The sequence below is a fragment of the Candidatus Competibacteraceae bacterium genome (assembly GCA_016699715.1).
Classification (GTDB): domain Bacteria; phylum Pseudomonadota; class Gammaproteobacteria; order Competibacterales; family Competibacteraceae; genus Competibacter.
This window is the reverse complement of record CP065007.1, coordinates 3,467,616-3,493,258: the sequence shown is the minus strand read 5'-3', so window position 1 is coordinate 3,493,258 and position 25,643 is coordinate 3,467,616. Positions and strand designations below refer to the sequence as shown.

The following is a 25,643-nucleotide window of genomic DNA, read 5'->3' as shown; positions in this document are numbered from 1 at the left end:
CCTCGGGGAGTAGGTATGGAAAACTAGAGTCCAGCCCCACGATCAACCACCATGCACCTCAGCCCACATAGCCTGCGCCAATGAGACCACGCCTACCTGGATTCGCTGGGGGAGGCCGAGGTGCGTGCGCTGTCGGGCAAGCTGCTGGACGATTTGAAGGAGGCGCTGGACCGGTTGAATCAAGGACCGGACAACAGTTCGCGGCCGCCGAGCAGTCGGGCGCCGTGGGACCGACCGGGTGGCGGGCCGGAATCGGATGCCGCCGATGCGGCGGACGAGGAACCCGAGTCGGCGCCGGCCGAGGCGAAGCCGGTGCCGGCGGAACCGCCGTCGGCCGAGGCGAAACCGGCGGACGCGAAACCCGCCCGTAAACCGGGTAAGCAGCCGGGGGCGCCGGGGATCGGCCGGACTCAGGTGTTCCAGGCGAATGCCGAACAGGCCCATTACCCCGACACCTGCGCCGGTTGTGGCCGGCCGCTGGACCCAGTGGGTGCGGTGGCCTACACCGGGTTTCAGGCGGTCGACCTGCACTGGGGCGATCCGGCGCGGCCGGGGTTGACGCTGTGGGTCGTGGACCATCGCTATGACGAAGCCCCCTGCGCCTGTGGCCATCGGACCCGGGCCGTGGCCGGCCAGGGCGTGGTGGACCCACTGCTGGCGGGGATTGAACTCAGCGAATGGCGGCTGGTGGGGCCGGGTTTGGCGGTGCTGATCGTGGCGCTGGCCTACCGGTTTCGGCTCTCGCGGGCGCGGATTCGGGAATTCCTGGGCGAGTGGTTGGGCCTGGATCTGAGCGTCGGCACGATTCACCAGACGCTCCACGAAGCCGGCGCGGCGGTGGCCCCGGTGGAAGACGAGCTCGTTGAGGCGGTGCTCGCCAGCACGTTGTTGCACGCCGACGAAACGCCGTGGCCCGAACACGACCAGACTTTGTGGCTCTGGGTGTTCCGGTCGCTGACGGTGACCCTCTATTATGTCGCCGGGCGCGGCAAGGAACTGCTGGAAAACGTGCTGGACGGCTTCGGCGGCTGGCTGATGAGCGACGGTTGGGGGGCCTATCGTCACTACCCGCACCGGCTGCGCTGCTGGGCGCACCTGATCCGCAAGGCGCGGGGCCTGGCCCAAAGTTGCGATCGCGAGGCCCGGGTCTTCGGCCGGCTCGTGCTGGAGACCTTGGAGGTGCTGATGGCGGCGGTGTACGCCGCCCGCGAAGGTCCGCCGCCGGTCGCGCCGCCGACCCAACACATGATGGTACTGGCCGCGTTGCGCGCGGCCTGCGAACGGCGCCAGGGTCACGCCCACGCCAAAACCCACGCCTTGGCGGTGGAGTTGCTCAACGACTGGGAAGCCATCTTCCAGGTGCTGAGTCATCCCGAACTGCCACTGACCAACAATGTAGCAGAGCGGGCACTACGCCATTGGGTGATCGCGCGCAAGATCAGTCACGGTACCCGCACCCCGGTGGGTTCGCGGGTCTTCGCTCTGCTCGCCAGCGTCATCGATACCTGCCGCCAGCGCGGCCACTCCCCTTGGCGCACTCTCGAACGCGCCATCGCCGACCGCCGCGCCGGACTGCCTCTCGCCCCCTTGCCCCGGTAGAGGGGGGAGAACGGCTACTTTTTCGGTAACTCTTCACACCCCTCCCGGTAATGGCTAACTTCCCCTCGGGGAGTAGGTATGGAAAACTAGAGTCCAGCCCCACGATCAACCACCATGCACCTCAGCCCACATAGCCTGCGCCAATTAGACCACGCCTACCTGGATTCGCTGGGGAGGCCGAGGTGCGTGCGCTGTCGGGCAAGCTGCTGGACGATTTGAAGGAGGCGCTGGACCGGTTGAATCAGGGACCGGACAACAGTTCGCGGCCGCCGAGCAGTCGGGCGCCGTGGGACCGACCGGGTGACGGGCCGGAATCGGATGCCGCCGATGCGGCGGACGAGGGACCCGAGTCGGCACCGGCAGACGCGAAGCCGGTGCCGGCGGAACCGCCGTCGGCCGAGGCGAAACCGGCGGACGCGAAACCCGCCCGTAAACCGGGTAAGCAGCCGGGGGCGCCGGGGATCGGCCGGACTCAGGTGTTCCAGGCGAATGCCGAACAGGCCCATTACCCCGACACCTGCGCCGGCTGTGGCCGGCCGCTGGACCCGGTGGGCGCGGTGGCCTACACCGGGTTTCAGGCGGTCGACCTGCACTGGGGCGATCCGGCGCGACCGGGGCTGACCGTGTGGGTGGTGGACCATCGCTATTACGAGGTGCCCTGCGCCTGTGGTCATCGGACCCGGGCGGTGGCCGGTCAAGGGGGGGTGGACCCGCTGCTGGCGGGGATCGAGTTGAGTGAATGGCGGCTGGTGGGGCCGGGGTTGGCGGCGCTGATCGTGGCACTGGCTTTCCGGTTCCGGCTGTCGCGGGCGCGGATTCGCGAATTCCTGGACGAGTGGCTGGGCCTGAAGCTCAGTACCGGCACGATCCATCGGACGCTCCACGAAGCCGGCGCGGCCGTGGCGCCGGCGGAAGACGAACTCGTCCAGGCGGTTCTGGACAGCCATCTGCTGCACGCCGACGAAACCTCCTGGCCCGAACACGGCCGGCCGCTGTGGCTGTGGGTGTTTGTCGCGGCGACCGCGACCCTGTACTACGTGGCCGGGCGCGGCAAGGAGCGGGTCGAGAACGTGCTGGACGGCTTTAGCGGCTGGCTGATGAGCGATGGCTGGATGGCCTACCGCAACCACCCGCGCCGGTTACGCTGTTGGGCACACCTGATTCGCAAGGCGCGGGGCTTGGCCGAGAGTGGCGACCGCGAGGCCCGTGTCTTTGGCCGGTTCGTGCTGGAGACCTTGGAGGCGCTGATGGCGGCGGTCTACGCGGCCCGCGAAGGTCCGCCGCCGGTCGCGCCGCCGACCCAACACATGATGGTACTGGCCGCGTTGCGCGCGGCCTGCGAACGGCGCCAGGGTCACGCCCACGCCAAAACCCACGCCTTGGCGGTGGAGTTGCTCAACGACTGGGAAGCCATCTTCCAGGTGCTGAGTCATCCCGAACTGCCACTGACCAACAATGTAGCAGAGCGGGCACTACGCCATTGGGTGATCGCGCGCAAGATCAGTCACGGTACCCGCACCCCGGTGGGTTCGCGGGTCTTCGCTCTGCTCGCCAGCGTCATCGATACCTGCCGCCAGCGCGGCCACTCCCCTTGGCGCACTCTCGAACGCGCCATCGCCGACCGCCGCGCCGGACTGCCTCTCGCCCCCTTGCCCCGGTAGAGGGGGGAGAACGGCTACCCGAAAAACAAGTGTTGTTAGCCTGTGTAAATAGTACGGTTTTGGATGCCAGCATTAAAGAGGGGATTGGCTATGAAACGGTACGAGGAATTATTGATCGCTCTATTGCTAAGAACGTTGATTGGCAGGCGATTAAAAATCTTGAAATTATTGGTATTGATGAAATCTCTTTAAAAAAAGGACACCAAGATTTTGTGACGATTGTGACGAGTCGTATGGGTGAAAAAACGGTGATTCTGAGGATATTGACCGATCGGAAGAAAGAAACCGTCAAAGAATTTTTCATGAGCATTCCCAAGAGGTTACGCAAACAAGTGGGTTTCATTTGTTCGGATATGCATGTTGGTTTTATCAATGCAGCGAAGGAAGTTTTTGGGAAAAAGGTTCAGGTCATAGTCGATCGATTTCATGTCGCCAAGTTATACGGAAAGGGTCTGGATACGTTACGCAAAAAGAGTTGGCACGTCTGCGGAAGGTCTTATCAAAAGAACAGCATAAAGAGCTAGAAGGCGTGATGTGGCTTTTGCGTAAAAGGCCGGACGATTTAACATCAAAAGACCAAGAAACGTTAGACAAGTTATTCAAGTATTCACCGATTTTACAACAAGCTTATCAGTTAAAAAATGAGTTAACGACTCTGTTTGATAGTAACCTAAATCGCCGGCGCGGGAAGCAGAGGATCACGGGATGGATGAACCGAGTTAAAAAGAGTTCGGTGCGTTGCTTTGATACTTTCTTAAAGACGTTGGGGACCTATAAAGATGAAGTGGTCAATTATTTTTTAAATCGACTGACGAGTGGGTTTGTTGAAGGGCTTAATAACAAGATCAAAGTCATTAAGCGACGGTGCTATGGTTTGAAAAATATTGGGCATCTTTTCCAATATCTTTATCTGGACCTTTGTGGATATTCTTTGTATGCCCACAAAAAATCATAGGGTTACCGAAATTTACTCCGAATTTATTGAGAAGTAACAAGTGATTTATAATCGACAATATTCTGTTTTTAAACAGAATTTACACCCCGGTAACATTGTACAGGACAAAAATAACTTGCTGAAAATTAAGATAAAAAATAACAGCTATTTTGAGGGTAGTAGGATCGCGAGGTTGCTGTTATCATAACTAATTGATTGATAACATTAATTCTAAAACAGGCGAGGTTAATTCCGTGAATTCCCCTTTTTTAATACCCGGCACTTTGCAGAAATGCTTCATCATCATTTTCACTGGAACCGAGCGCGTATCTCTTGCATCGTCTATTTAATTATCGGAATCATCCAGATGGGAACGGTCAATCTCGCAAAGATTGCTGTCACCTTTCCTGGGCGTGCGCAACCGGCCTCTCATTACAAACGCCTTCAACGACTTTTTTGTCAATTTTCTCTAGATCTGAATCAAGTCGCCCGGTTCATTGCCAGTCTCATTCCTGTGCTTCAGTTCAAATTGACACTCGATAGAACCAATTGGAAATATGGTGATGTCAATATCAATTACCTTGTTTTAGGAGTCGTCTATCGCGGATCTGCTTTTCCTATACTATGGGTTGCTTTAGATAAAAAAGGCAACTCAAATACCCAAGAAAGAATAGCATTAATGAATCGATTCCTTACGATTTTCGGCCCGCAAATGATCGCCTGCTTGTTTGCGGATCGCGAGTTTATTGGGATTCAATGGTTTGGTTATCTTATTGAAAATCAAATTAAATTCGTAATACGCATCAAAAAGAATACGCAAATCTCTAACTCCCGAGGGGTCCCCGTCTCCGCCGAAAATCTTTTTCGAGGCCTACCCCGTGGCAGCGCTCTGGTTTTATCGGGCCAACGAACCGTGTGGGGGCACTCTCTTTATGTGATTGGTCTGAAAATGGCCAACGGTGAATTCGTTATTCTCGCAACGCAAGAACAACCGGAAACCGCGTTGGAAAATTATAAGGAACGCTGGCCGATCGAAACGCTTTTCATTTGCTTAAAAACTCGGGGATTCGATCTGGAATCCACCCATATAACTGACCCCCAGCGACTTGAAAAATGGATGGCTTTTCTCGCTATTGCATTTAGTTGGGCGCATATCATTGGTGAATGGCGCCATGAAATTAAACCGATCAAGATCAAAAAACATGGCCGTCCCACCCAAAGTCTTTTTCGCTATGGATTAGATTATTTGAGAAGTTGTTTATTTCATCACCAAGAATCCGCCCGGCAATACGCTTTTCATCAGGCACTGGAGTCGCTCTTTAAACGGTTGGGATCGAGCCCTCAAAATCGCTGTTTTCTACCTCTAACCAATACGCCACCCGGCAGAATTTTAACGTAAATTCATTTGGTTAGATGATTTTGTCCTGTACAATGCCCCGGTCACTCCAAAAGAGCCAAAAAACTTCCACGACAACTTGAATTAATTGATATTCTTCAGCAAGTTGAAAATGAAGCGGTCCGGCCTTTACGGTATTGGTGCCAAGATGAAAGTCGCTTTGGATTAAAAACGATCACCCGGCGGGTCATCACCGCACTGGGGATTAAGCCAGTTGGTCCAGTTCAATGGACCTTTCAATCATTTTGGCTCTATGGTGCCATTGAGCCACTGAGTGGCGAAAACTTCTTTTTAGAATTTTCCCATTTAGATGCTGATTGCTTTCAGTGGTTTTTGAATGAATTTTCTAAAACTTATCCGCACAGCCTCAACGTAATTCAATTGGATAACGGTCGCTTTCATTCTGCCAAAAAACTCGTAATCCCCGATAATGTCGTCTTATACCGTTTCCCGGTAGGTTTTCGCTTTCATGGCTCTTGCTATTCCGTCATACCCGCGAAAGCAGGTATGACGAATGGCGCTGTTTTTGACCTGAAAATACAAAACCTATCGGTAAACGGTATTATTATTCCAACCGCCTTACAGTCCCGATGTGAACCCCATTGAGCGTGTTTGGCAATCAATGAAAGATCAATTGTGTTGGATCAATTTAAAAACCCTAGATGAACTACGTAAAAAAGTGGATGAACTCATTCAATCGCTTCTCCCAAGCGAAGTGGTTTCTTTGACCAGTTTTGATTTTATCTTATCCGCACTAAAGCAGTAAAATTTATTAGTAATCGGTATAACACGATCAACACCAGCTTCGTCGAACGGGACAACCTGACCCAGCGGCAACAAAATCGCCGCCTCACCCGGCGGACCAATGGCTTTTCCAAGGACATCACCTGGCTGGAAAAACAGTTGTGGTTGTCGTTGGCGTACTACCATCTGATCTTGCCCCACGCCCGGTTGCGGACCCCCTTGCCGGCTCCCGAACCCACGCTCGGCACCGGCTCGCTTCGACGATGGCGTCCCAGCACCCCGGCGATGGCGGCCGGCATCACCGATCACCTGTGGACGGTCCGTGAACTCTTGTCGTACCGGGTATCGCCTCTTTACTGGCAAGAACAACCCCTCCTGGAAAAGTTGTTCCCCAGTTGGCCCGAGATTCATCACGGAAGTTAAGGGGCACTACCCGAACAACTGGAGCTACAACATTCACTGCCGGATAGGCAGCTCAGAAATGCTGGCCGCCCTGTCCCGACGGGTCGACACATATTCACTGCCGGATAGGCAGCTCAGAAAGTGGCCGGTCGCACAGTGACGCGACGCATTCGATTCACTGCCGGATAGGCAGCTCAGATATTCACTCCTCGATCCGTGACGATCCCCCGGATCGACGACCCTGCTTCTTCTTCCCGACGTGCCGTTTTTCATCCATGCGCCGCTGTTTGGCAGCCCGCGAAGGCTTGGTTTTGACGCGCGGCCTCGGCGCCGTCGCCGCTTGCTGGATCAATGCGACCAGGCGCTCGATGGCATCCTGCCGGTTGCGCTCCTGACTGCGAAAGCGCCGGGCGGTAATCAGCAGTTCGCCGTTCTGGTTCACGCGGCTCCCGGCCAGGGCCCGCAATCGCGTCCGCACCGCGTCCGGCAGCGAGGGCGAACGGGCAACATCGAAGCGCAGTTCCGCCGCCGTCGCCACCTTATTGACGTTCTGGCCGCCGGGGCCGGACGCCAGCTTGAACTGAAACTGGAGTTCGTCTTCGGAAATGTGGATATCGGGTGTCGCGATAATCATGGAACACATTCTCAAGCGGTGGAGCGTGGCTTATTGGAGCGGCTCACCGCCATCGCCACAGCGAGGCCGCCAGCGCGATACCGCCGCCGCTGGCGCAGAACAGCACCAGCGATCCGGGTGTGGGACCCTTGCCCTGGGCGATGGCATCGTCCAGAGCCATCGGAATGCAGGCCGAGCCGGTGTAACCCCATTTATCCATGATCCAGTGCGTTTTTTCCAGCGGCTGGCCGAGCGCCGCCATGGTGGCTTCGAGGGTGCGCAGATTGACCTGGGTAAAATAGTAGCGGTCCACGTCATCCGGCCCCAAGCGGGTACCGGTCGCGGCGCTGGCCTTGGCCAGCACTCGCTCGATCAGCGGCGGCCATTGCTCTGTGTTGAAAGTGGCCGGGAACTTGCGCACGAACTGCACCGTCGGCGGCCCGTATCGCTCCAGATTGGCAAGGCTGGCCGGGCGAAAGGTACCGCCGGTGTAGATACCGAGCGCATCGTGGTACTCGCCGGCGGCGGCCAGCGCGGTGGCCAGCCAACCCGGTTGCGAACCGGCGCCGACCACCACCGCCCCCGCGCCATCGGCGAACAGGGTCACGGTCTTCTTGTCGCCCCAGTCCAGAAACCGGCTCATGCCATACGCCCCGATCACCAGCACGAAGCGTTCGTCAGGTTCGGTGACAAGCGTCTTTGCCGCGATGTCCAGGGCGATGACCCAGCCGGCGCAGGCGCTGTTCACGTCGAACACCCCGGCGCGCCGCGCCCCCAGCTTGGCCTGCACCACCGCCGCCGTGGCCGGGCTGAGATAATCCGGGGTGTCGGTGGCGACGATGATCCGGTCGAGATCGGCCGGCTCCAGACCGGCGCGCTCCAGCGCTATTTTCGCGGCCGCGACCGCCAGATCCGAAGTCGTCTGATCCTCGGTCATGAAATGGCGCTGGCGGATGCCGACATTCTCCACCAGCCAGTCGCCGACCGACTCGCCCAGTAAGCGATCGAAGTCAGCGTTGGTCATCAACCGTTCCGGGACGTAGCCGCCGGAACTCAGGATTTGGGCATGGCGCATCGCAACCTCCATAACGCAATGCCGGCGGTTTCGCCGGCGCTATTCACGACCACCCTATTCCAGACTGGCGAACAGATCCCAGTGGCCGACCGACAAATGAGAGTGGCCGCGCTCGATCAGCTCGCGTCGATGCCGTGACCAGGCGTCCAGCCAGCTTTTGGTTTCGGGCGCGATTTGCCGCACGGCTTTCGTCCAGCCATCCAGCAGCGCCGTTTGCAGGACGGCGTCTTGCGCGGCCAGCGTCCAGGGGCTGGGCCGCAGGACCACCCGATAATCCAGTCGTTCGAGCCAGTCCACCAGCGCGGAAGCGGCATCGGGGCCGAGCGCCGAACCGAAGCCCTTGTCGGTGCATTGGTGGCGGTTGACCCATTCGCGTACCCGTTCGTCGTCTTCCATCGCGGGTTCCCAAACGATAGACCCGTCGTAGCTGAGCACGATCAGCACCGCCGCCCGCCATGTCCGGCAGCGTCGGGCCAGGCGTGCCAGCCAGTCGGCCGATACCAGATCGATCAAGGCGGAAGCCGTAACCAGTCGCATGTTCGGAACCACCGCCAGTTGCTCCCAATCCTCGTTCAAGTCCAGGCATAACCGCTCCAGCCGGTAGTGGTTGGCGTCGTCCTCCAGGAGCAAGGTTTCGCCTTCGCCGGTCGCCGTCATACCCCGTTTTACCGCCCACTGACAGAGAAGCTCACCGGCCCGCGCCAGCAACGCCGGGTCGTGATCCAGCAGCCACCAACGCTGCTTTCCGCCGAGAGCAGGAGAGAGAAAGCGGAAGTTGGCCCCGGTGCCGCCGCCGAGATCCAGCACGGACAGAGCGTCATGACGCCGCCGCCAGGCGATCAGCCGGGCGGTCAGCGCCGGACTGCGGGCCGCCGCGTCGGCGGGTTCGCGCAGGCGCAGCCATTCGGCGGAAAAGCCGCTCATGGTGCCGGAACCTCGTCCAGCATCGCGGCGAAGCGCGCGCCGGTTTCCGGCCAGTCCGGCAGTGCTTGACGGGCCACGCGGGCGCCAGCGGCCAGACCTTCGCGCAGGGTGGGTTCGGCCATCACCCGCGCCAATGCCTCGGCCAGCGCCACCTCGTTACCGGGCGGCACCAGCAGCCCCGCATCGGCCGGCACCGTGTCGGGAATCGCGCCCGCCGTGGTGCTGACGATCGGCAATCCCCGCGCCAGCGCCTCGGCCAGCGCCATGCCATAGCCCTCGTGATGGGACGGCAGCACGAACACATCGGCTCGCCGGTAGCGAATCGCCAGGACCGCCGCATCCAGTTCACCCAAAAACTCGATGCGCTCGGCCAGACCCAGTTCCGCCACCAATTTGTGCAGCAGGGCGGCGGTGGGTGGATGCAACAGTTCGCTGCCGGCGCAGAACAGCCGCCAGGCGTAGTGCGTGAGCCGCGCCAGGGCGTGGAACAGCACGGCGTGACCCTTGCGCGGGGTCAGCGAGGCCACGCACAGCAGCCCCAGCTCCCCGCCGCCCGAACCTTCCGCCAGCGGCGCGGGGTCGGTGCCGGGCGGAACCACGGCGCAGCGCTCCGGCGCCACCTCGTAATCGGCCAGCAGCGCCCGCGCCGTGCTGGGGCTGGTGACGATCACCTGGCGGACATGGCGCAGCGCCTCGCATTCGCTGGCGTGAAGCTGCTGGCTGAGTCCCGCGTCCAGCCCGGTTTCCAGCGCCAGCGGGTGATGGATCAGTGCCACCAGCCGCAGCCGGTCCCGCTGTGCGGCGGCGACCGCTGGCATGGCGCCCAGCGCCAGACCGTCGATGACCGTCAGCGCCTGATCCGGCAGCGCGGCCAGCACCGCGCCGGCCTCGCGCAGCGCCACTGGGGTCGGCCGCGGAAAATGGGCATCGAGCCGCCGGAGTTCGACCCGCCAGCCCAGCGCCGTCAGTCCGGTCATGATGCGCCGGTCGTACAGATAACCGCCGGTGCGGGTATCGGGATCGCCGGGAATCAGGAACCAAACTGATTTCAAGGCAGCATCCCTTCGTAGGACGCCCAGGCGACATGGGATTCGTGCAAGGTGACGCGCATCGAACTCAGGCCGGCGGTGTTCGGTCCCAGTTGCCCTTCCTCGATCCGCATCGCGACGCGGTCGAAGATTTCGCGAGCCAGGAATTCGGTGGTGGTGTTGCGGCCGGCGAATTCCGGCAGCCGGTCGAGGTCGCGAAAGTTGAAGTCGCCGAGCACGGCGCGCAGGCAGTCGCCGAGCTTGCCGATGTCCGTGACCACGCCGTCCGGGTCCAGTTCGGGACGGCGCAGTTCCAGATCGACAACGTAGGTCGCGCCGTGCGGGCGTTGGGCGGGGCCGAAGGTTTCCCCCCGGAAGCTGTGGGCGATCATGAAGTGGTCACGAACGCAGACGGTGTACATGGTTTAGCCTTGGGTTGGATGGTGGAGAGAAAAAACTGTCGGTTGATGCCCTTCGTGGTTTCGATTCCGGCGGGCGCGGGTCTACCGGCAAATAGGGTACTGGCTGCTTGTGCAGGCTGTGTTTCATGACCTCGACTATTTGCGCGGTTCCACATCGGACTGGATTTCGGTCACATGGGCCACGCCCTCACGCATTTCCCAGCGCACGTCGCAATCGTACAGCCGCATACCGTAACACCGGGGCGCGGCATCGGCGCTCTGATAGGCCGGGCGCGGGTCCTGGCGCAGGATCTGGACGATCAGGCCACGCAGCTCGTCCGCCGGCCAAGTCGCGCAGAACGCCGCCGCCGCCGGGCTGAATTCAACCGGCAGGTGTGGCGGCGCCTCGGTCGCGAAACCGCCGCTCGCCTCGGGAAGGCAGTCGGCATAGGGTAGATAGGGCTTAATATCCAGCACCGGCGTTCCATCCAGCAGATCCACCCCCGCAAGGTGCAGCGTCACCCGCCGATGGGCGATGGCCACCCGTTCCAGCCGGACCGCCGACAGCCCGATGGGGTTGGGGCGAAAGGTGGAGCGGGTGGCGAACACCCCCAGGCGCCGGTTGCCGCCCAGGCGCGGTGGCCGTACCGTCGGCTGCCAGCGGCCGGCCGGCGTGCCGTGAAACACAAATACCAGCCAGACATGGGAAAACGCCTCCAGTCCACGCACCGCCGCCGCTTGTCCGTAGGGCGGCAACAATTCCAGGGTCGCCCGCGCCGCCGGCGCCAGCCCCGGCTGGCGCGGGATGCCGAACTTCTCGCGGAAGCAGGAGCGGATGACGCCGACCGGCGCGAACTGGAACATTTACAGCCACCCGGCTTTCCTTAAATAACGGTACAGCAATAGGCACATTAGCGTTACGAAACCCATCACGGCGGGATAGCCGTACTTCCATTCGAGTTCGGGGAACCAGCCCTTGAAATTCATCCCGTAGATGCTGAACACCACGGTTGGAATCGCCAGCAGCGCGCCCCAGCCGGCCAGCCGCTTGGTCGCTTCGTTTTGGCGGGCCGCGCCCAGCGACAGGCTGATTTGCAGGGCGAGCGCCAGCATTTCCCGAATGCTGTCCACCGTTTCGTTGATGCGCAGGGCGTGATCGTAAACATCGCGGAAGTAGGGCCGGATATCCTCGGGAACATGGTTGCTGAACACGTCGGTCAACAGGTAGTTGCAAACCTCGACCAGCGGCGTGGTGGCGCGGCGCAACTCCACCAGATCGCGCTTGAGCGCGTACAGCCGACCGAGGTCGTTTTGATTGAAATTGCCCGCGAAAAACCGCTCTTCCAATTCCTCCACCGCATCTTCCACGGTGTTGAGAATCGGGAAATAGTGGTCCACCACGAAATCGAGGATGGCGTACAGGACGAAACCCGGTCCCTTGCGCAGCAGGCGTGGATTGCTCTCGCAGCGGGCGCGTACCGGGGCGTAGGGCAGTGAGGCGCCATGCCGCACCGACACCAGATAGCGCGGCCCGACGAACAGATGGGTTTCGCCGAAATCGACCTTGCCTTCCTCATTCATCTGAACGGTCCGCAGCACCACGAACAGGCAGTCGCCGTACAGCTCCACCTTTGGCCGCTGATGGGCATGGTGCGCATCCTCGGTGGCCAGTTCGTGCAGGCCGAACAACTCCCGCGTCCGCGTCATCAGCGCCTCGTCCGGCTCACGCAGCCCCAGCCAGACGAAGGCGTCCGATCGATCCCGCAGTGTCGGAATATCCTCCAGTAGCAGGTCGGGCAGCTTACAACCGTCGGCATAGGCGACACAGTTGACGATCATCTGTTTATCTCCCTCCTATTACCTTACAATAAGTGGTATTTTTAGGGGTGTGCGGAGGGTTGTGAACCTCCTGCCCATCGTATTATTGAGTGATCGCGGAGGATCGAGATGGCGCGGCATCGGGTTTGCGACGAAGGGGATATTCCCGTCGGGGGGGTCAAGATGTACAAAGCGGAGGGTCGAAGCGTGGCGGTTTTTCATCTGGACGACGGTTTTTACTCGACGCAGAACGACTGTACTCACTTGTTTGCATCCCTGCACAAAGGCAAGATGATTAAGGGTGGCCAGATCGAATGCCCGCACCACCGAACGCGTTTCGACATCCGCACCGGCGAAGTGGTGTGCTGGGCCAACCACCCGCCGGGGGTACAATTACTCAATTTTTTGCGCGCCAAAAAAGCACTGAGAACGTATCCGGTCACGGTCGAGGCCGGGCAGGTGTTCGTGGAAATTTGATGGCCGTCAGTGCGAATGCGGCCGTGTTTCCGGCCGATAGGGCTCCTCGCGGTCGTGCAGGTGCATGCGGTAATCGACAAAGTCGGCACGGTCGTCGAAATGCAGGAAGGGGTTGCCGGCGAGTTGCTCGACCATGGTCGAGGTCGGCGTGATGCCGTAGTTGTGGCCGGGCCGGATCAGGGTGTGATCCGGCAGCCGCTCGCCCAACCGGCGCAGGGTGCTGTACATCTGCTCGGGATCGCCGCCGCGCAGGTCGCAGCGCCCGCAACCGAATACGAACAGCGTGTCTCCAGTCAGCACCTGATCGCCCAGGCGATAGCAGGCCGAACCGGGCGTGTGACCCGGCGTGTGCAGCACTTCGATCTCGGTTTCGCCCAGGCGAATGCGGTCGCCGCCCTCATGCAGGGTCGGCAGATCGAGGTAGCGATCCCAGAACGCCGCTTCGGCTCTGAGCAGATGTAACTGGGCATCGCTGGCTTTCAGCAGCGCTTCCACCCCGTTGATGTGGTCGAAATGGCTGTGGGTCAGCAGAATATCGGTGATTCGCAGCTCGTGCCGCGCGGCCAGGCCGAGGATGGCCGGCACATCCCAGGCCGGGTCCACCACCGCCGCGCGGTCGCTGGCGTGATCGTGAATCACGTAGATGAAGTTGCCCATGTGCCCGAGTTCCAGGGCATGGATGCTGTAAGGAGTGGTGTGGTCGGTCATCGCGCGTTCTCCCGGTTGCGGACAGTCGCCGCCCGCGATCGCCCCATCCGAATGCGGCGGCTGAGCCTTGGAACATTGACAGCGGTTGTCACTCTGAAAATACCGAACATGGACCCGATGCCTTCGGATGCGTCGGGCACTTTTAGCCGGAGGGATTGTATATGCGCTTCAGTCAGGACATCGATACCAGCCAACACTTTGTCCGGGGTTATGGGCCGGGCTGGATCAAGATCAACGAACAGGAAATCCGCCGCAGCATGATTGTGACCCCGGAACAATTGATCACCGATTGGCCGCCGCAAACCTTCGCTGATCTGGAGGGAGCGCATTTCGAGGCGATCGCCCGATTGGAACCCGAGATCGTGGTGCTGGGAACCGGCGACCGCCAGCGGTTTCCGCACCCACGCTTGACACAATCGCTGCTGGCGCGCGGCGTGGGCGTGGAAGTCATGGATACGGCCGCCGCCTGCCGGACTTACAACATCATCATGCTGGAAGGCCGCCGGGTCGCGGCCGCGCTGCTGCTGATGGTCGACTAGCGTGGCGGGGTTCCGGCGGCAGGGGATTCCGATCTGCCCGCCGCCGGCCTCAGGTGTGCCTGCTACAGAAAATCCTGCGAAAATCCTTCGCTTTCCAAAACCTTGCGCAACCGGCGCAGCGCATCGATCTGAATTTGCCGCACCCGCTCACGGGTCACGCCGATTTCGTTGCCGACCTGCTCCAGGGTGGCTTTTTCCTGACCGCCCAGACCGAAACGCCGCTTGACCACGATCCGTTGCTTGTCGTTCAACTGGTCCAGCCAGAGACCCAGCTTTTCGTTGAGGTCGGCATCCTGCAGCAATTGCGAAGGATCGGGGTTGTTGTCGTCGGGGATGGCGTCCAGCAGCGAACGGTCTTCGTCCTTGCCGATCGGGGTATCCACCGAGGCTACCCGTTCGTTGAGTTGCAACATCCGTTTTACGTCGGCGACCGACTTGCCCATGGCCTGGGCGATTTCCTCGGCGGAGGGCTCGTGGTCCAGCGATTGCGCCAGCTGCCGGGTCACCCGTAAATAGCCGTTGATTTCCTTGATGATGTGGATCGGCAACCGGATGGTGCGGGTCTGATTCATCAGCGCCCGCTCGATGGTCTGGCGGATCCACCAGGTCGCGTAGGTCGAAAAGCGGAAACCGCGCTCGGGATCGAATTTCTCGACGGCGTGAATCAGCCCCAGGTTGCCTTCCTCGATCAGGTCGAGCAGGCTGAGGCCGCGGTTCATGTAGCGGCGGGCGATTTTCACCACCAAACGCAGGTTGCTTTCGACCATGCGGTTGCGGGCGGCGGCGTCGCCCTGCAACACCCGGCGGGCGAAGTACACTTCTTCCTGGGCGGTCAACAGCGGGGAAAAGCCGATTTCGCTCAGGTACATCCGGGTGGCATCCAATTCCTCCATGCTAAACTCGCGAGCGCTTGCCGCGGGAGCCTGCCAAGGCGATTCCACGGCGTCCATCTCTCCGTCCTCCGCGACGATGTCTTCCTCCTCGGCGTCCTCCAGTTTGTCTTCGTCCAGCAGCGGGTCCTCTATGTGCGGTTCGTCGTCGCACACCACTGGTTCCAGACAGGCATTCATCCGTCGGGACATCGATACCTCCTCGACATGTTTCGCTTGGTGGGTTGTCTTGATGGCGCTAGGGCAGGGGCCGTTTGCGCCTTAGTTATAATTTTGTCGGCCAATTTTTTTGAGTTGGCGGCGGCTCGCTGGCGCGCCTTGACGTCGCCGCGTGCTCCCGCCCGCGTTCGGAAAGTCGGAATTGCTTCATCCTTGCCCAAAACTCCAAACGCCCGGTGATGATAAGCTTTTCATGGCGGGTGAGTCTACGGCGTTGGTGCACAACATAGGCTTTGGAATGGTCAAAGTGGTTAAGGACCCCCGAACGGAGAAGCCGTCATGACCGCCGAAGCGATTCCATCGGTACAAGTTGCCCCTCAAAAAATTCAGTATCGGGTGACAAACTGGCCCGAGTACGACCGAGCTTTGGTGCGGCGGGGTAGTTTGACGATCTGGTTCGACGAAGCGTTTTTGCGCGAGCGCTGGCGACCCGCGCCGACGGGCCGACGAGGTGCGCCGTTCGGTAGTGTTCTAAATTTGGATATCACACTAACTCACGGTTCGCTCAAAACGAGGGCTGGTTTTAGAAAATGCGCCATCAGTCGCTCGTAGATTTCTGCCGACCAGCCGAGCAGTGTGAGTATGCGGTGCTGCAGAGCGCTGAGCGGCGACAGCAGCGCGCGGACCTGGCCGGCGATCGCCACGACGCTCAAGCTGATGCCCCGAAAGGCGCGCAACAGCGATTCGGCGGTGGGCGACGCCGTAGCCCGGTCGGGCTGCCCCGGATAGAGGCCGGCGATCGGCTCCGGGGTGGTGGCCAGGCACCGGCGCGCCACGAATTCGACCAGAACCAACACGCGCAAGGCCAAGCTCAACAGGCGGATCAAGCCCTCCACCCGCGCATCGGTTTGCAGGAACAAGGGCGTGATCGCCAGCGCCCGGCCTTTGAGACGGCCAAAACTCCGTTCGATCAGATACTGCCCCCGATAGGCGTGGACGGCGGTCTCGACCGTCAGGGTCGCGTGGTTGGTGGCGTAGACCCGCCAGCCCAGCCGCTGCCGGGCCGCCGCGACGGCCAGCGGGTCGATCCGCGCCCGAATCGTGCTCTGGTGCTGCACCCGGCAGGTGGCCGGACGCGCGCCATAGCGGCGCTGGGGAATCACTTGCGTGGTGGTCTCGAGGTCGAGATGGATCAGGCCCACCACCCGCTGCTCGGCCAGAATCTGCTCGGCGGTGGCGCTCAGCGCGGGAGCTTCCAGAATTTTCTTGCCTTGTTTGCGCTCGTTGAGGCGGTGAATGTCTGCTACCGCCCGCTGCAGGCGGGCGTCAAGCGCCTGGGCCTGCCGGGTCGCCTGGGCCACCGACCGCACCACCAGCCGCCGTTCCCGCCACGTCACCGGCCGGCCCTCCACCGTAGCCGCCAAGTCAACCACCACCGTATAACCCTCGGCGATCAGCCGGGGTGGGGTGGTGGGGTCCGGGTCCGGCTCGTAGACCGGCTCCAGGGGCTGGGCGCCGCCGAACACCGGCGCCAGCAGGGCGTCCAGGGTGTCCTCCGGCATTTGCTTACCCCCCAGGGGGCACAAATAATAGTCGCCACTCCGGGCGATCCAGGCCCGGGTCGCCAGGTACCCATTTTGCCGTCGCCGATGTAGGTCTTGCCGCCAGCCCCCAAGGTGGCCTGGACCCGCTGAAGCTCGGGCACGTACAAGGGGTCATCCGCGCCGTTCCCACTCACCACGGTGGTCGTCAACGGCAAGCCCAGAGCGTCGAGCACCGACAGGCTGATCTTGACTTGCGGCAAGTCCGGCCGATGATCTTGACTATGCCCGAACTGAAACAGCCCCCCCTCACTGACCCCGGCATAGGTTTTGGCCGAGGTGCTGTCGAGCCGTACCCGGTCGCCGCCCACCTCATAAACCCGCAGCACCGTCCCGTTCAGCGCGGTTTCCAACTCGGCCCAGGTCGCGGCGTCAGCTAACCGATCCAAGATGTTGGCCAACCGATCATCGCTCAGATCCAGCGGGCGTACCGGCTTGCCCAAACACACCGTCAAGGTATCGAGGTGCGCCTCCACCCAAGGCTGGACATGAGACAGGCAGTGATCGCCCTCCGAGACGATGAAGGTCAGCCACACCGCCACCACGTCGCCCAAACTCAAGTCGCCCTTCCAGTGGCCATGGGTCGGATAGAATCGATCGAGCAGGGCTGGAAGTTGCATCTGGTAGACTTGGGCCAACACGACCGGGAGGTCGTCGACGCGTTCGACTTTAATCAGGCGGATGATCTCGTCCAGCATTCGGGGGACCGGTGATCGTTATGGCCCGCTGGCGGCGGGTTGCCATGAAAGTACCGACTTTCATCGTCCGGGGCGACGTTCCCCAACGACATGACCGTTAGGTGAGGAGCCCAAGCGATTTAATGGGTTAGTTCCGGTCTGCACCGCGCTCCCCGTCATCGGTGAGGGGCTGCGGAACGCCTACCAGATGTCCATATTACCTGACACTTTCAATTCTCAAAAGTCGATCTTCGCTTAAGCGAACCGTGAGACACTAAAATACCAAATTCGTACCGATTAATTCTACTTTGTCAGAACACATGTCACTATTGGTTAAGTTGTTGTTTACGATAGGCAGAATCGATAGCGGCCTGACGTTTGCGGTGGCGAACTTCCATCTGGTGGAGGACCTCCTCCAGCGTCGTATCCCGCCGGGGCAAGAACTGGTTCAACAACGCGCGGATATCCCGGCCACTCAACAACGGTCGAGTCTGCCGGTGAAGCTGACGTTCTTCCAGCAGGAACAGCATCGCCATCATGACCAGCGCCATGTGATGGTGCCAGCCGCGCCAACCCCGGACTTGATAGTCACCCAGCCCGACATCTGGTTTGCTGGTTGGCAGGGCGCGTTCCACCCAATACCGCTGCCCTTGCATGAACGCCAGTCGGGCGACGGAGGTGTCGGCAGGGGCATTGCTCAGGCTGTACTTGATCTCGGTCGGCGTCCCGATCTCCCGGCGCACGATCAAGTGCCACGGTCGCGCCTGGGCTTCTTCACCATCCCACAACCAGACCCGTTGATGGAGCATCTCCACCTGCAACGCGCCTTTCGTGCCTTCCCGCAAGGTCACGGGTTGCCAAGCGCTCGGGGGTTGTTGTGCAACCCAGTGGTCGACCCGCAGGGCGGGGGTCTGCGCCTGAAGCACCCGCGGCGGGCGACCGCGCGGATGCGCAGGCGGTGGGACGATCGGTTGCGGATCCGCCAGGTACATCCGCTGGTCCTTATGCACATCCCCGACGAAAACCTCGCCTTGCGCCTCAAGGGCGCGCAGGAAGGCCGGATCACTGCCATAGAAGCCATCAAAACCCACCCAGGCAAAACCGATCCCCTGCTGACGGGCGTGGAGGGTCATGGCCAAAGCCAAGTCGGTTTTGCGCTGGAAGCTGCGCTGAGCCTTGGGAATGCCCGCTGCCTGACAGCGCGCCGCATCACGAGTCCAGTCTTCGGGCAAAAACAATCGTTCGTCTATCAGCGTCGCGTCGGAGCCCCGGCTCAACGCGGCAAACACCCCCACTTGGCCGTTCTCGACTTTGCCCCACTGACCGCACCACTGTCGGCCCACCCCGACGGAGTGCGTGCCCTTCTTGGGTACGCCACTGTCATCAATGAGCAAGGCGCTGTCCTCATGCCTCCCCAACAACCGGTTGGCATCTTGGGCCACCTGATCGAGGATCGCGCGTTCGGACCAAGCCGATTCGCTCACCATATGCTGCAACGTTTGATGGTCAGTCTTTGGAACGACCTCTTCTATGCGTTCCATGTTCTTGGTTTCCGCCTGGATCAATCCCTGAACATACTGCTGAGCCGCCGTCTCGACCGTCCGCGTCTTCTGGCGGAAATGCCCTCGGAAGCGATCACAAAAGTCCAGGAATCGCTGACCCATCCCGGCCAACAATCCCACTTCCGCAGAGGCGGTCGAGTTTTTTTGAGGCATCCGCAGAAGTCTCTTTCATACGCCACCTTATGAATCTTGTGTTTTGATCAAAGTTAGGTAGTGCCCCTTAACTTCCGTGATGAATCTCGGGCCAACTGGGGAACAACTTTTCCAGGAGGGGTTGTTCTTGCCAGTAAAGAGGCGATACCCGGTACGACAAGAGTTCACGGACCGTCCACAGGTGATCGGTGATGCCGGCCGCCATCGCCGGGGTGCTGGGACGCCATCGTCGAAGCGAGCCGGTGCCGAGCGTGGGTTCGGGAGCCGGCAAGGGGGTCCGCAACCGGGCGTGGGGCAAGATCAGATGGTAGTACGCCAACGACAACCACAACTGTTTTTCCAGCCAGGTGATGTCCTTGGAAAAGCCATTGGTCCGCCGGGTGAGGCGGCGATTTTGTTGCCGCTGGGTCAGGTTGTCCCGTTCGACGAAGCTGGTGTTGATCGTGTTACTCACGGGGGATTGGGCCAAGCGGGCGGTCACGACGGCCGGGTCGCCGAACACCACCTGGGTCCGCACCGCGATCACCCGGCCTCGGCGGCGCTGCTTGATCACTTGGGCATACAAGAGATCGGCACGGGCGCGCAGACGCGGTTTGGGATGAGCGCCGCGCGTCCCGCGCCGGGGTGGACAGTACCATTCCCCATAGGTCGTCAACAGCGCCTGGGGGTAGGCAGCCCATTGATCGCTGGTAAACAGCGGCAGAAGACGAGCGTCAGTCACCTGAGCGACTTGTCCGAGCAAGCGGTTGGCGCTGGCCTGATCGCGTTTGCCCACGACAAACCCCAGCACCAACCGCCAGACGGGGGCAAAGGCCAACCACACCCAAGTCTCCCCATAACTGTCCAAATAGTGTTGTGCGCCCGGCAGGTTTTCTTGCTTGGTAGGCACGAAACTCCACAGTGCATCCAGTTGGCATTCGGTCGCCGGGAGATCCCGCCACAGATACAGCATCCCGGCCCGGCACTGGCGGGCGGCCCGATCCAACCCATTCCTGACCAGTTCTTTATCCACTTCGACGATCCGGGCGGTGGCGCGCAGCGAATTCCCCTCCGCCAATGCCCGCAAGGCGGTCTCGAAGATGAAGGGGTCCGTCCCCAACCCGTAGTAAGCCGTACCGTAGCTCAACGTCACGCTACTTCCACACCCCTGACAGCGGGCTTGAGGCTCGCCCCGACTGCTGCCGTTGCGAACCAACCGTCCGATTTTAAAAGGTTTTCCATAATGTTCGCATCGGCTGTTAGGGCAATACAGCGTCTCCCAGTCCAAGGTAACCTCCTCGATAAGAACAAGACTCCTATCGAGGATGCCAACCTCCCCTCAAACAGGGGTATGCTCATCACGGAAGTTAAGGGGCACTACCGGAATTCCCGTCTCGATCAATTTCTATCTCATCGACTTCAACATTAGGAATATCCAAAAGCATATTAAAAGCGCTCTTCAACTCGTCTAATAGACCTGTTCCCAAATAAATTTCATAACCTATTGAACAGCATAGTTATTTTTAAGGTTACACCATTGTACAGGACAAAAATAACTTGCTGAAAATTAAGATAAAAAATAACAGCTATTTTGAGGGTAGTAGGATCGCGAGGTTGCTGTTATCATAACTAATTGATTGATAACATTAATTCTAAAACAGGCGAGGTTAATTCCGTGAATTCCCCTTTTTTAATACCCGGCACTTTGCAGAAATGCTTCATCATCATTTTCACTGGAACCGAGCGCGTATCTCTTGCATTGTCTATTTAATTATCGGAATCATCCAGATGGGAACGGTCAATCTCGCAAAGATTGCTGTCACCTTTCCTGGGCGTGCGCAACCGGCTTCTCATTACAAACGCCTTCAACGACTTTTTTGTCAATTTTCTCTAGACCTGAATCAAGTCGCCCGGTTCATTGCCAGTCTCATTCCTGTGCTTCAGTTCAAATTGACACTCGATAGAACCAATTGGAAATATGGTGATGTCAATATCAATTACCTTGTTTTAGGAGTCGTCTATCGCGGATCTGCTTTTCCTATACTATGGGTTGCTTTAGATAAAAAAGGCAACTCAAATACCCAAGAAAGAATAGCATTAATGAATCGATTCCTTACGATTTTCGGCCCGCAAATGATCGCCTGCTTGTTTGCGGATCGCGAGTTTATTGGGATTCAATGGTTTGGTTATCTTATTGAAAATCAAATTAAATTCGTAATACGCATCAAAAAGAATACGCAAATCTCTAACTCCCGAGGGGTCCCCGTCTCCGCCGAAAATCTTTTTCGAGGCCTACCCCGTGGCAGCGCTCTGGTTTTATCGGGCCAACGAACCGTGTGGGGGCACTCTCTTTATGTGATTGGTCTGAAAATGGCCAACGGTGAATTCGTTATTCTCGCAACGCAAGAACAACCGGAAACCGCGTTGGAAAATTATAAGGAACGCTGGCCGATCGAAACGCTTTTCATTTGCTTAAAAACTCGGGGATTCGATCTGGAATCCACCCATATAACTGACCCCCAGCGACTTGAAAAATGGATGGCTTTTCTCGCTATTGCATTTAGTTGGGCGCATATTATTGGTGAATGGCGCCATGAAATTAAACCGATCAAGATCAAAAAACATGGCCGTCCCACCCAAAGTCTTTTTCGCTATGGATTAGATTATTTGAGAAGTTGTTTATTTCATCACCAAGAATCCGCCCGGCAATACGCTTTTCATCAGGCACTGGAGTCGCTCTTTAAACGGTTGGGATCGAGCCCTCAAAATCGCTGTTTTCTACCTCTAACCAATACGCCACCCGGCAGAATTTTAACGTAAATTCATTTGGTTAGATGATTTTGTCCTGTACAATGAAACGGAATACAGAGTGCTCGAATAGAATTCCAGAAACGCGGCTCTACCGCAGCAATCACCCAAAAAAGCGGGCGACTTTTTCAGGCCGCCCGCTTCATTACTTCGCACTAAACAATACAACCTCTAAGGTGCTCTGCTACTCGCCCGCGTGGCTGATGTGCTTCGCTTCCTTGATCGCCTCGATGACCTGATCCAGGTTGTAGCTCGCCGGCATCTGCAGCGACGGGAAGGTCTTATACGTCTCGAGTTCCTTCAGCCACAGCAACTGCCCGATGGGCAGGAGGTTCCAGTCATAGATATACGCCGTGCTTGGCGCGGCCAGTGCACCACCGTAGCCGAGGAGGGTTTTCTGATCCTCCGCGACCGCTTGCTCAAACGGGTCCCGCTTAATGTTGTTGACCTGGGTCCAATGATAGGTAACCGTGCCCGTCAGCCCGCCCGTCGAGGACGAGGGCGCCATCGTGTAGTAGAACTTCCAGTTCTTGTACCGCACCGCCGATGGGTGTTGGCCGGTGTAGTAGAAAAACGTGTCGCGAGCGGAGTCGCCCTTGCCTTCAAGGTAATCCCGCTGATCGACGCCATCGAGCGTCGTCTTGACGATGCCGGGGTACTTGCCGGCCTCGATCTGCTTCTTCAGCCCATCACCCGAAGGCCCGCCGGCGATATTGACGAAGGTGGGCACCCAGTCCAGCGAGGAGAAGATCTGGTCCGGATTCGTGCCGGCCTTGACATGCCCTGGCCAGCGAACGAGCAGCGGCGCCCGCATACCGCCTTCCCATGTGGTGAGCTTGCCGCCTCTGAAGGGCGTGACGCCGCCGTCCGGGTAGGTGATGGCCTCGGCGCCGTTATCGGTGGTGAAGACCACGATGGTGTTGTCGAGCTGGCCCATATCCTCCAGCTTTTTCAGCACGTAGCCGATGTTGTCGTCCATCTGCTTCATGCCGGCTTCGTTGATGCCCCAATCCTTGCCACCCTTCTCACCCAGCATGTCCAGATACTTGTCCGAGAGCATGGTGGTGATGTGCATGCGCGCCGGGTTATACCAGACGAAGAACGGCTTGCCGGTTTTCTTGGGATCGTTGCGGTCGAGGTAGTCGATGACCTTGGCGGAGATTTCCTCGTCCACGGTCTTCGAACGTTCCAGCGTCAGCGGCCCTTCGTCCTTGCAGCTCTGGTTCTTCTCAGTGCCATCCGAGGACGTACACGCGATAACCGGCCGTGGCGGGGTCATACAGAGCGTGGTCTTCGGATCCACGGCGCCGGGGACCTCTGGGAGACCCTTAACCGGGGTGTTCTTACAGGGCGGAACAACGGTCTGAGCGGTCGGGGAGCTGTTGATATCCGGGAAGCTCACCCCCTGCATGGCGTCCAGGTGATACAGGTAGCCCCAGAACTCCTGGAAGCCGTGTGCCGTCGGAAGCGCTGCCGCGTGGTCGCCCAAGTGGTTCTTGCCAAACTCGCCGGTGTTGTATCCGAGGTCGAGCAGGAACTTGGCAAGCGCCGGCGTACCGGGTAACAGGTAGCTGGTGGCGCCCGGCAGTTGGGGCATGACCATGCCCGCCCGCAACGGATGCATGCCGGTGAAGAAGGCGGTACGACCGGCCGTGCAGCTCTGCTCGGCATAATAGGTCATGAACCTTGCGCCCTCATTGGCCAGGCGGTCAAGGTTGGGCGTCTCCCCGACCATCAGACCCTGGTGGTAGGCGCCGACGTTCATGATGCCGATGTCGTCGCCCATGATGAACAGGATGTTGGGTTTCTTGCCACTGGCAGCGTTGGCAGGGCTTCCGATGGTCAGCTTCTGACCGGGCTTGATCTCGTCCGAGGTTAGTTTGTTCCGCGCCTTCAGGGTGTCCACCGGAACCTGGAAGCGTTCGCCGATCACAATCAGTTCATCACCCTCGACTACCCCATAGGTGGCGGTAACGGTATCGTACTGGCCCTGGGCGTGGTGGCGAGATCCCTGGTCGGCGGCTTGGGCGCTGCCGATGGCCAGACAGGCTGTCAGCGCCAGTACCGAGCAGGCGGTTTTAAGCTTCGTAGCAGAGAGCGATTTCAGGAACAGTAGTTTCTTCATGGATAATACCTTCGTTACGTTACGTTACGTTACGTTGCGTGATCGCGGATTTCAATCAATTCATACGAAACAGCTTTTAGTAGTCTAGTGGTTTCGGCAGCGTAGTGACTGGGTATTATCCGATCAGCGGGGTGAAGATTTCGTTGGGGGCGGTGTTCTAAATTTGGATATTGCATCATTACTCACTGAATTTCATGAATAAATAGTAATGATTGACATGATTCAATCACAGTGCGTTGGGAGAAAGAGGTTATGGTTTTAGTACCGGTTTGCTGTCCACATTGTGGTCGAGATCATGTGGTTAAACGCGGCCAAACCGCGAACGAAAAACAGCGTTATCTGTGCCGAAATCCAGATTGTTCCGCTCAAACTTTTATTTTGGATTATGACGATCTTGGTCGGATGCCCACTATTAAAAAACAGATGACCGAGATGGCGTTAAACGGCAGCGGCATTCGGGATACAGCGCGGGTTCTCCATATCGGTCCAAGCACGGTGATCAGCGAATAAAAAAAAGAATCCAGTTTCGAATCGGTCCATCATGCCGTCCTGGAACAGCTGAATCCAAAGCATATTCTCGTTGATATTTAACGTATTGAAAGTGCAGAACTGGACGAAATGTGGAGTGATGTTCGCAACAAGGAAAACCAGCGCTGATTATGGCATGCCATCGACCATGCCACCGGCGAAGTGCTCGCCTATGTCTTCGGTGACCGAAAAGACCCCTCGTTCCTGGCCTTAAAAGCCCTCCTGGAGCCGTTTGGCATCACACAATTTTACACGGATGATTGGGGAGCCTACGAACGCCACCTCCCCGCCGATCAACGGGTGATCGCTAAAAGCGGTACCCAGAAGATCGAACGAAAACATTTAACCCTACGGACCCGTATTAAGCGATTGGCTCGAAAAACGATCTGTTTTCCCAAACTGGATAAAATGCATGATATCGTCATCGGTCTCTTCGTTAATCGGTACGAATTTGGTATTTTAGTGTGATATCCAAATTTAGAACACTACCAATTGTTCCTGAACGAGTTTCCGGCACAGAATGTTGTAACGGCCCGCATAGGAAGCACCGTTGAATTCCTTGAACACCGGGAAATGTGGGGAGCGATCCTGAACTGAGGACCGGGAGCCTTCGCAGTCCTCGACCAACATCAGCCAACCTACGAACGGACGGGGGTTATCCCCAAAGGCGCCTTCGCGATAGGCTGTTCGCAGGTCGAAGGCGGTACCGATGGCTTCCTCATATCGTTTCCCGATAGGTTTTGTTCTTTTCGGAGGCCAATAACCACCCTGTTCGTCATACCCGCGAAAGCGGGTATCCCGTTTTTCAGCGGCGGCCTGGATTCCCGCATTCGCGGGAATGA

The 25,643-nt window shown here is 58.9% G+C and carries 24 protein-coding genes, 3 pseudogenes and 1 CRISPR repeat array; of the genes and pseudogenes, 11 read left to right on the top strand and 16 right to left on the bottom strand.

Annotated elements, in window-relative coordinates:
* Positions 1 to 51 precede the first annotated feature (51 nt).
* The 7 genes and pseudogenes from IPM89_15805 to IPM89_15775 all read left to right on the top strand — a co-directional run bounded on the left by IPM89_15805 (position 52) and on the right by IPM89_15775 (position 6,356).
* Positions 52 to 1,599: pseudogene (locus IPM89_15805) on the top strand (IS66 family transposase).
* Positions 1,600 to 1,973: 374 nt separating this feature from the next.
* Positions 1,974 to 3,260 carry an IS66 family transposase gene (locus IPM89_15800; GenBank protein ID QQS55977.1) on the top strand — a complete coding sequence of 429 codons (1,287 nt, stop codon included), beginning with the start codon at positions 1,974 to 1,976 and terminating at the stop codon, positions 3,258 to 3,260.
* Positions 3,261 to 3,319: 59 nt separating this feature from the next.
* Positions 3,320 to 3,784, top strand: a complete 465-nt coding sequence (locus IPM89_15795) for a transposase (protein ID QQS54234.1) — start codon at positions 3,320 to 3,322, stop codon at positions 3,782 to 3,784.
* Complete coding sequence (locus IPM89_15790; protein ID QQS54233.1) at positions 3,736 to 4,215, top strand: transposase; 480 nt, start codon at positions 3,736 to 3,738, stop codon at positions 4,213 to 4,215. The genes IPM89_15795 and IPM89_15790 overlap by 49 nt, the downstream gene beginning before the upstream one ends.
* A 271-nt stretch (positions 4,216 to 4,486) precedes the next feature.
* Entirely contained in the window at positions 4,487 to 5,593 is a 1,107-nt protein-coding gene (locus IPM89_15785) for an IS4 family transposase (GenBank protein ID QQS54232.1), read from the top strand.
* An 84-nt stretch (positions 5,594 to 5,677) separates the two neighbouring features.
* Entirely contained in the window at positions 5,678 to 6,196 is a 519-nt protein-coding gene (locus tag IPM89_15780) for a transposase (GenBank protein ID QQS55976.1), read from the top strand.
* The gene (locus IPM89_15775) at positions 6,183 to 6,356 is read left to right on the top strand and encodes a hypothetical protein (protein QQS54231.1); all 174 of its coding nucleotides are present in this window, start codon (positions 6,183 to 6,185) and stop codon (positions 6,354 to 6,356) included. The genes IPM89_15780 and IPM89_15775 overlap by 14 nt, the downstream gene beginning before the upstream one ends.
* Here IPM89_15775 and IPM89_15770 read toward each other — a convergent pair.
* The 8 genes and pseudogenes from IPM89_15770 to corA all read right to left on the bottom strand — a co-directional run bounded on the left by IPM89_15770 (position 6,284) and on the right by corA (position 12,616).
* Positions 6,284 to 6,535 (bottom strand): hypothetical protein, encoded by a 252-nt coding sequence (locus IPM89_15770; GenBank protein QQS55992.1) that lies wholly within the window; start codon positions 6,533 to 6,535, stop codon positions 6,284 to 6,286. The genes IPM89_15775 and IPM89_15770 overlap by 73 nt on opposite strands.
* 253 nt (positions 6,536 to 6,788) lie before the next feature.
* A CRISPR array of direct repeats spans positions 6,789 to 6,939; the repeat unit is 26 nt; unit sequence ATTCACTGCCGGATAGGCAGCTCAGA.
* Between the two features lie 26 nt (positions 6,940 to 6,965).
* Positions 6,966 to 7,370 (bottom strand): annotated as a pseudogene (gene arfB / locus IPM89_15765) (aminoacyl-tRNA hydrolase).
* Positions 7,371 to 7,413: 43 nt separating this feature from the next.
* Entirely contained in the window at positions 7,414 to 8,424 is a 1,011-nt protein-coding gene (locus IPM89_15760) for a ketoacyl-ACP synthase III (GenBank protein QQS54230.1), read from the bottom strand.
* Between the two features lie 54 nt (positions 8,425 to 8,478).
* A complete protein-coding gene (locus IPM89_15755; GenBank protein ID QQS54229.1) occupies positions 8,479 to 9,348 on the bottom strand; it encodes a hypothetical protein in 870 nt (289 codons plus the stop codon).
* Entirely contained in the window at positions 9,345 to 10,400 is a 1,056-nt protein-coding gene (locus IPM89_15750; protein ID QQS54228.1) for a glycosyltransferase family 4 protein, read from the bottom strand. Before IPM89_15750 ends, IPM89_15755 begins: the two co-directional genes overlap by 4 nt.
* Complete coding sequence (locus IPM89_15745) at positions 10,397 to 10,798, bottom strand: 6-carboxytetrahydropterin synthase (protein ID QQS54227.1); 402 nt, start codon at positions 10,796 to 10,798, stop codon at positions 10,397 to 10,399. Before IPM89_15745 ends, IPM89_15750 begins: the two co-directional genes overlap by 4 nt.
* Before the next feature lie 135 nt (positions 10,799 to 10,933).
* Entirely contained in the window at positions 10,934 to 11,641 is a 708-nt protein-coding gene (gene tsaA / locus IPM89_15740) for a tRNA (N6-threonylcarbamoyladenosine(37)-N6)-methyltransferase TrmO (GenBank protein ID QQS54226.1), read from the bottom strand.
* Positions 11,642 to 12,616 (bottom strand): magnesium/cobalt transporter CorA, encoded by a 975-nt coding sequence (gene corA, locus IPM89_15735; protein ID QQS54225.1) that lies wholly within the window; start codon positions 12,614 to 12,616, stop codon positions 11,642 to 11,644.
* A gap of 108 nt (positions 12,617 to 12,724) precedes the next feature.
* Here corA and IPM89_15730 point away from each other — a divergent pair, with 108 nt between their 5' ends.
* Positions 12,725 to 13,072 (top strand): Rieske 2Fe-2S domain-containing protein, encoded by a 348-nt coding sequence (locus IPM89_15730; protein ID QQS54224.1) that lies wholly within the window; start codon positions 12,725 to 12,727, stop codon positions 13,070 to 13,072.
* A gap of 6 nt (positions 13,073 to 13,078) precedes the next feature.
* On the opposite strand, the gene IPM89_15725 is transcribed toward IPM89_15730, so the two are convergent.
* Positions 13,079 to 13,780, bottom strand: a complete 702-nt coding sequence (locus tag IPM89_15725) for an MBL fold metallo-hydrolase (protein ID QQS54223.1) — start codon at positions 13,778 to 13,780, stop codon at positions 13,079 to 13,081.
* 161 nt (positions 13,781 to 13,941) lie between these two features.
* Here IPM89_15725 and IPM89_15720 point away from each other — a divergent pair, with 161 nt between their 5' ends.
* Positions 13,942 to 14,319: an Mth938-like domain-containing protein gene (locus tag IPM89_15720; GenBank protein ID QQS54222.1), complete on the top strand. Its 378-nt coding sequence runs from the start codon at positions 13,942 to 13,944 to the stop codon at positions 14,317 to 14,319.
* A 62-nt stretch (positions 14,320 to 14,381) separates the two neighbouring features.
* Here the strand turns inward: IPM89_15720 and rpoS are convergent, their stop codons facing one another.
* The 5 genes from rpoS to IPM89_15695 form a co-directional block, all read right to left on the bottom strand.
* Positions 14,382 to 15,389: an RNA polymerase sigma factor RpoS gene (rpoS, locus tag IPM89_15715; GenBank protein QQS55975.1), complete on the bottom strand. Its 1,008-nt coding sequence runs from the start codon at positions 15,387 to 15,389 to the stop codon at positions 14,382 to 14,384.
* 533 nt (positions 15,390 to 15,922) lie between these two features.
* Positions 15,923 to 16,930: a transposase gene (locus IPM89_15710; protein ID QQS54221.1), complete on the bottom strand. Its 1,008-nt coding sequence runs from the start codon at positions 16,928 to 16,930 to the stop codon at positions 15,923 to 15,925.
* Positions 16,822 to 17,667: a DUF4277 domain-containing protein gene (locus IPM89_15705; GenBank protein ID QQS54220.1), complete on the bottom strand. Its 846-nt coding sequence runs from the start codon at positions 17,665 to 17,667 to the stop codon at positions 16,822 to 16,824. Before IPM89_15705 ends, IPM89_15710 begins: the two co-directional genes overlap by 109 nt.
* A gap of 305 nt (positions 17,668 to 17,972) precedes the next feature.
* Positions 17,973 to 19,361: an IS701 family transposase gene (locus IPM89_15700; GenBank protein QQS54219.1), complete on the bottom strand. Its 1,389-nt coding sequence runs from the start codon at positions 19,359 to 19,361 to the stop codon at positions 17,973 to 17,975.
* Between the two features lie 67 nt (positions 19,362 to 19,428).
* Positions 19,429 to 20,556, bottom strand: coding sequence for an IS1 family transposase (locus IPM89_15695; GenBank protein ID QQS54218.1), 1,128 nt, complete (start codon positions 20,554 to 20,556; stop codon positions 19,429 to 19,431).
* 497 nt (positions 20,557 to 21,053) lie between these two features.
* Between IPM89_15695 and IPM89_15690 the strand changes: the two genes are divergently transcribed.
* On the top strand, positions 21,054 to 22,160 hold the full coding sequence (locus IPM89_15690; GenBank protein ID QQS54217.1) for an IS4 family transposase: 1,107 nt from the start codon (positions 21,054 to 21,056) through the stop codon (positions 22,158 to 22,160).
* A gap of 172 nt (positions 22,161 to 22,332) precedes the next feature.
* Here IPM89_15690 and IPM89_15685 read toward each other — a convergent pair whose 3' ends face one another.
* Entirely contained in the window at positions 22,333 to 24,273 is a 1,941-nt protein-coding gene (locus tag IPM89_15685; protein QQS54216.1) for a sulfatase-like hydrolase/transferase, read from the bottom strand.
* A gap of 252 nt (positions 24,274 to 24,525) precedes the next feature.
* On the opposite strand from IPM89_15685, the pseudogene IPM89_15680 reads away from it, so the two are divergent.
* Positions 24,526 to 25,269 (top strand): annotated as a pseudogene (locus tag IPM89_15680) (IS1 family transposase).
* 9 nt (positions 25,270 to 25,278) lie between these two features.
* Here IPM89_15680 and IPM89_15675 read toward each other — a convergent pair.
* The gene (locus IPM89_15675; protein QQS55974.1) at positions 25,279 to 25,641 is read right to left on the bottom strand and encodes a hypothetical protein; all 363 of its coding nucleotides are present in this window, start codon (positions 25,639 to 25,641) and stop codon (positions 25,279 to 25,281) included.
* Positions 25,642 to 25,643 lie beyond the last annotated feature (2 nt).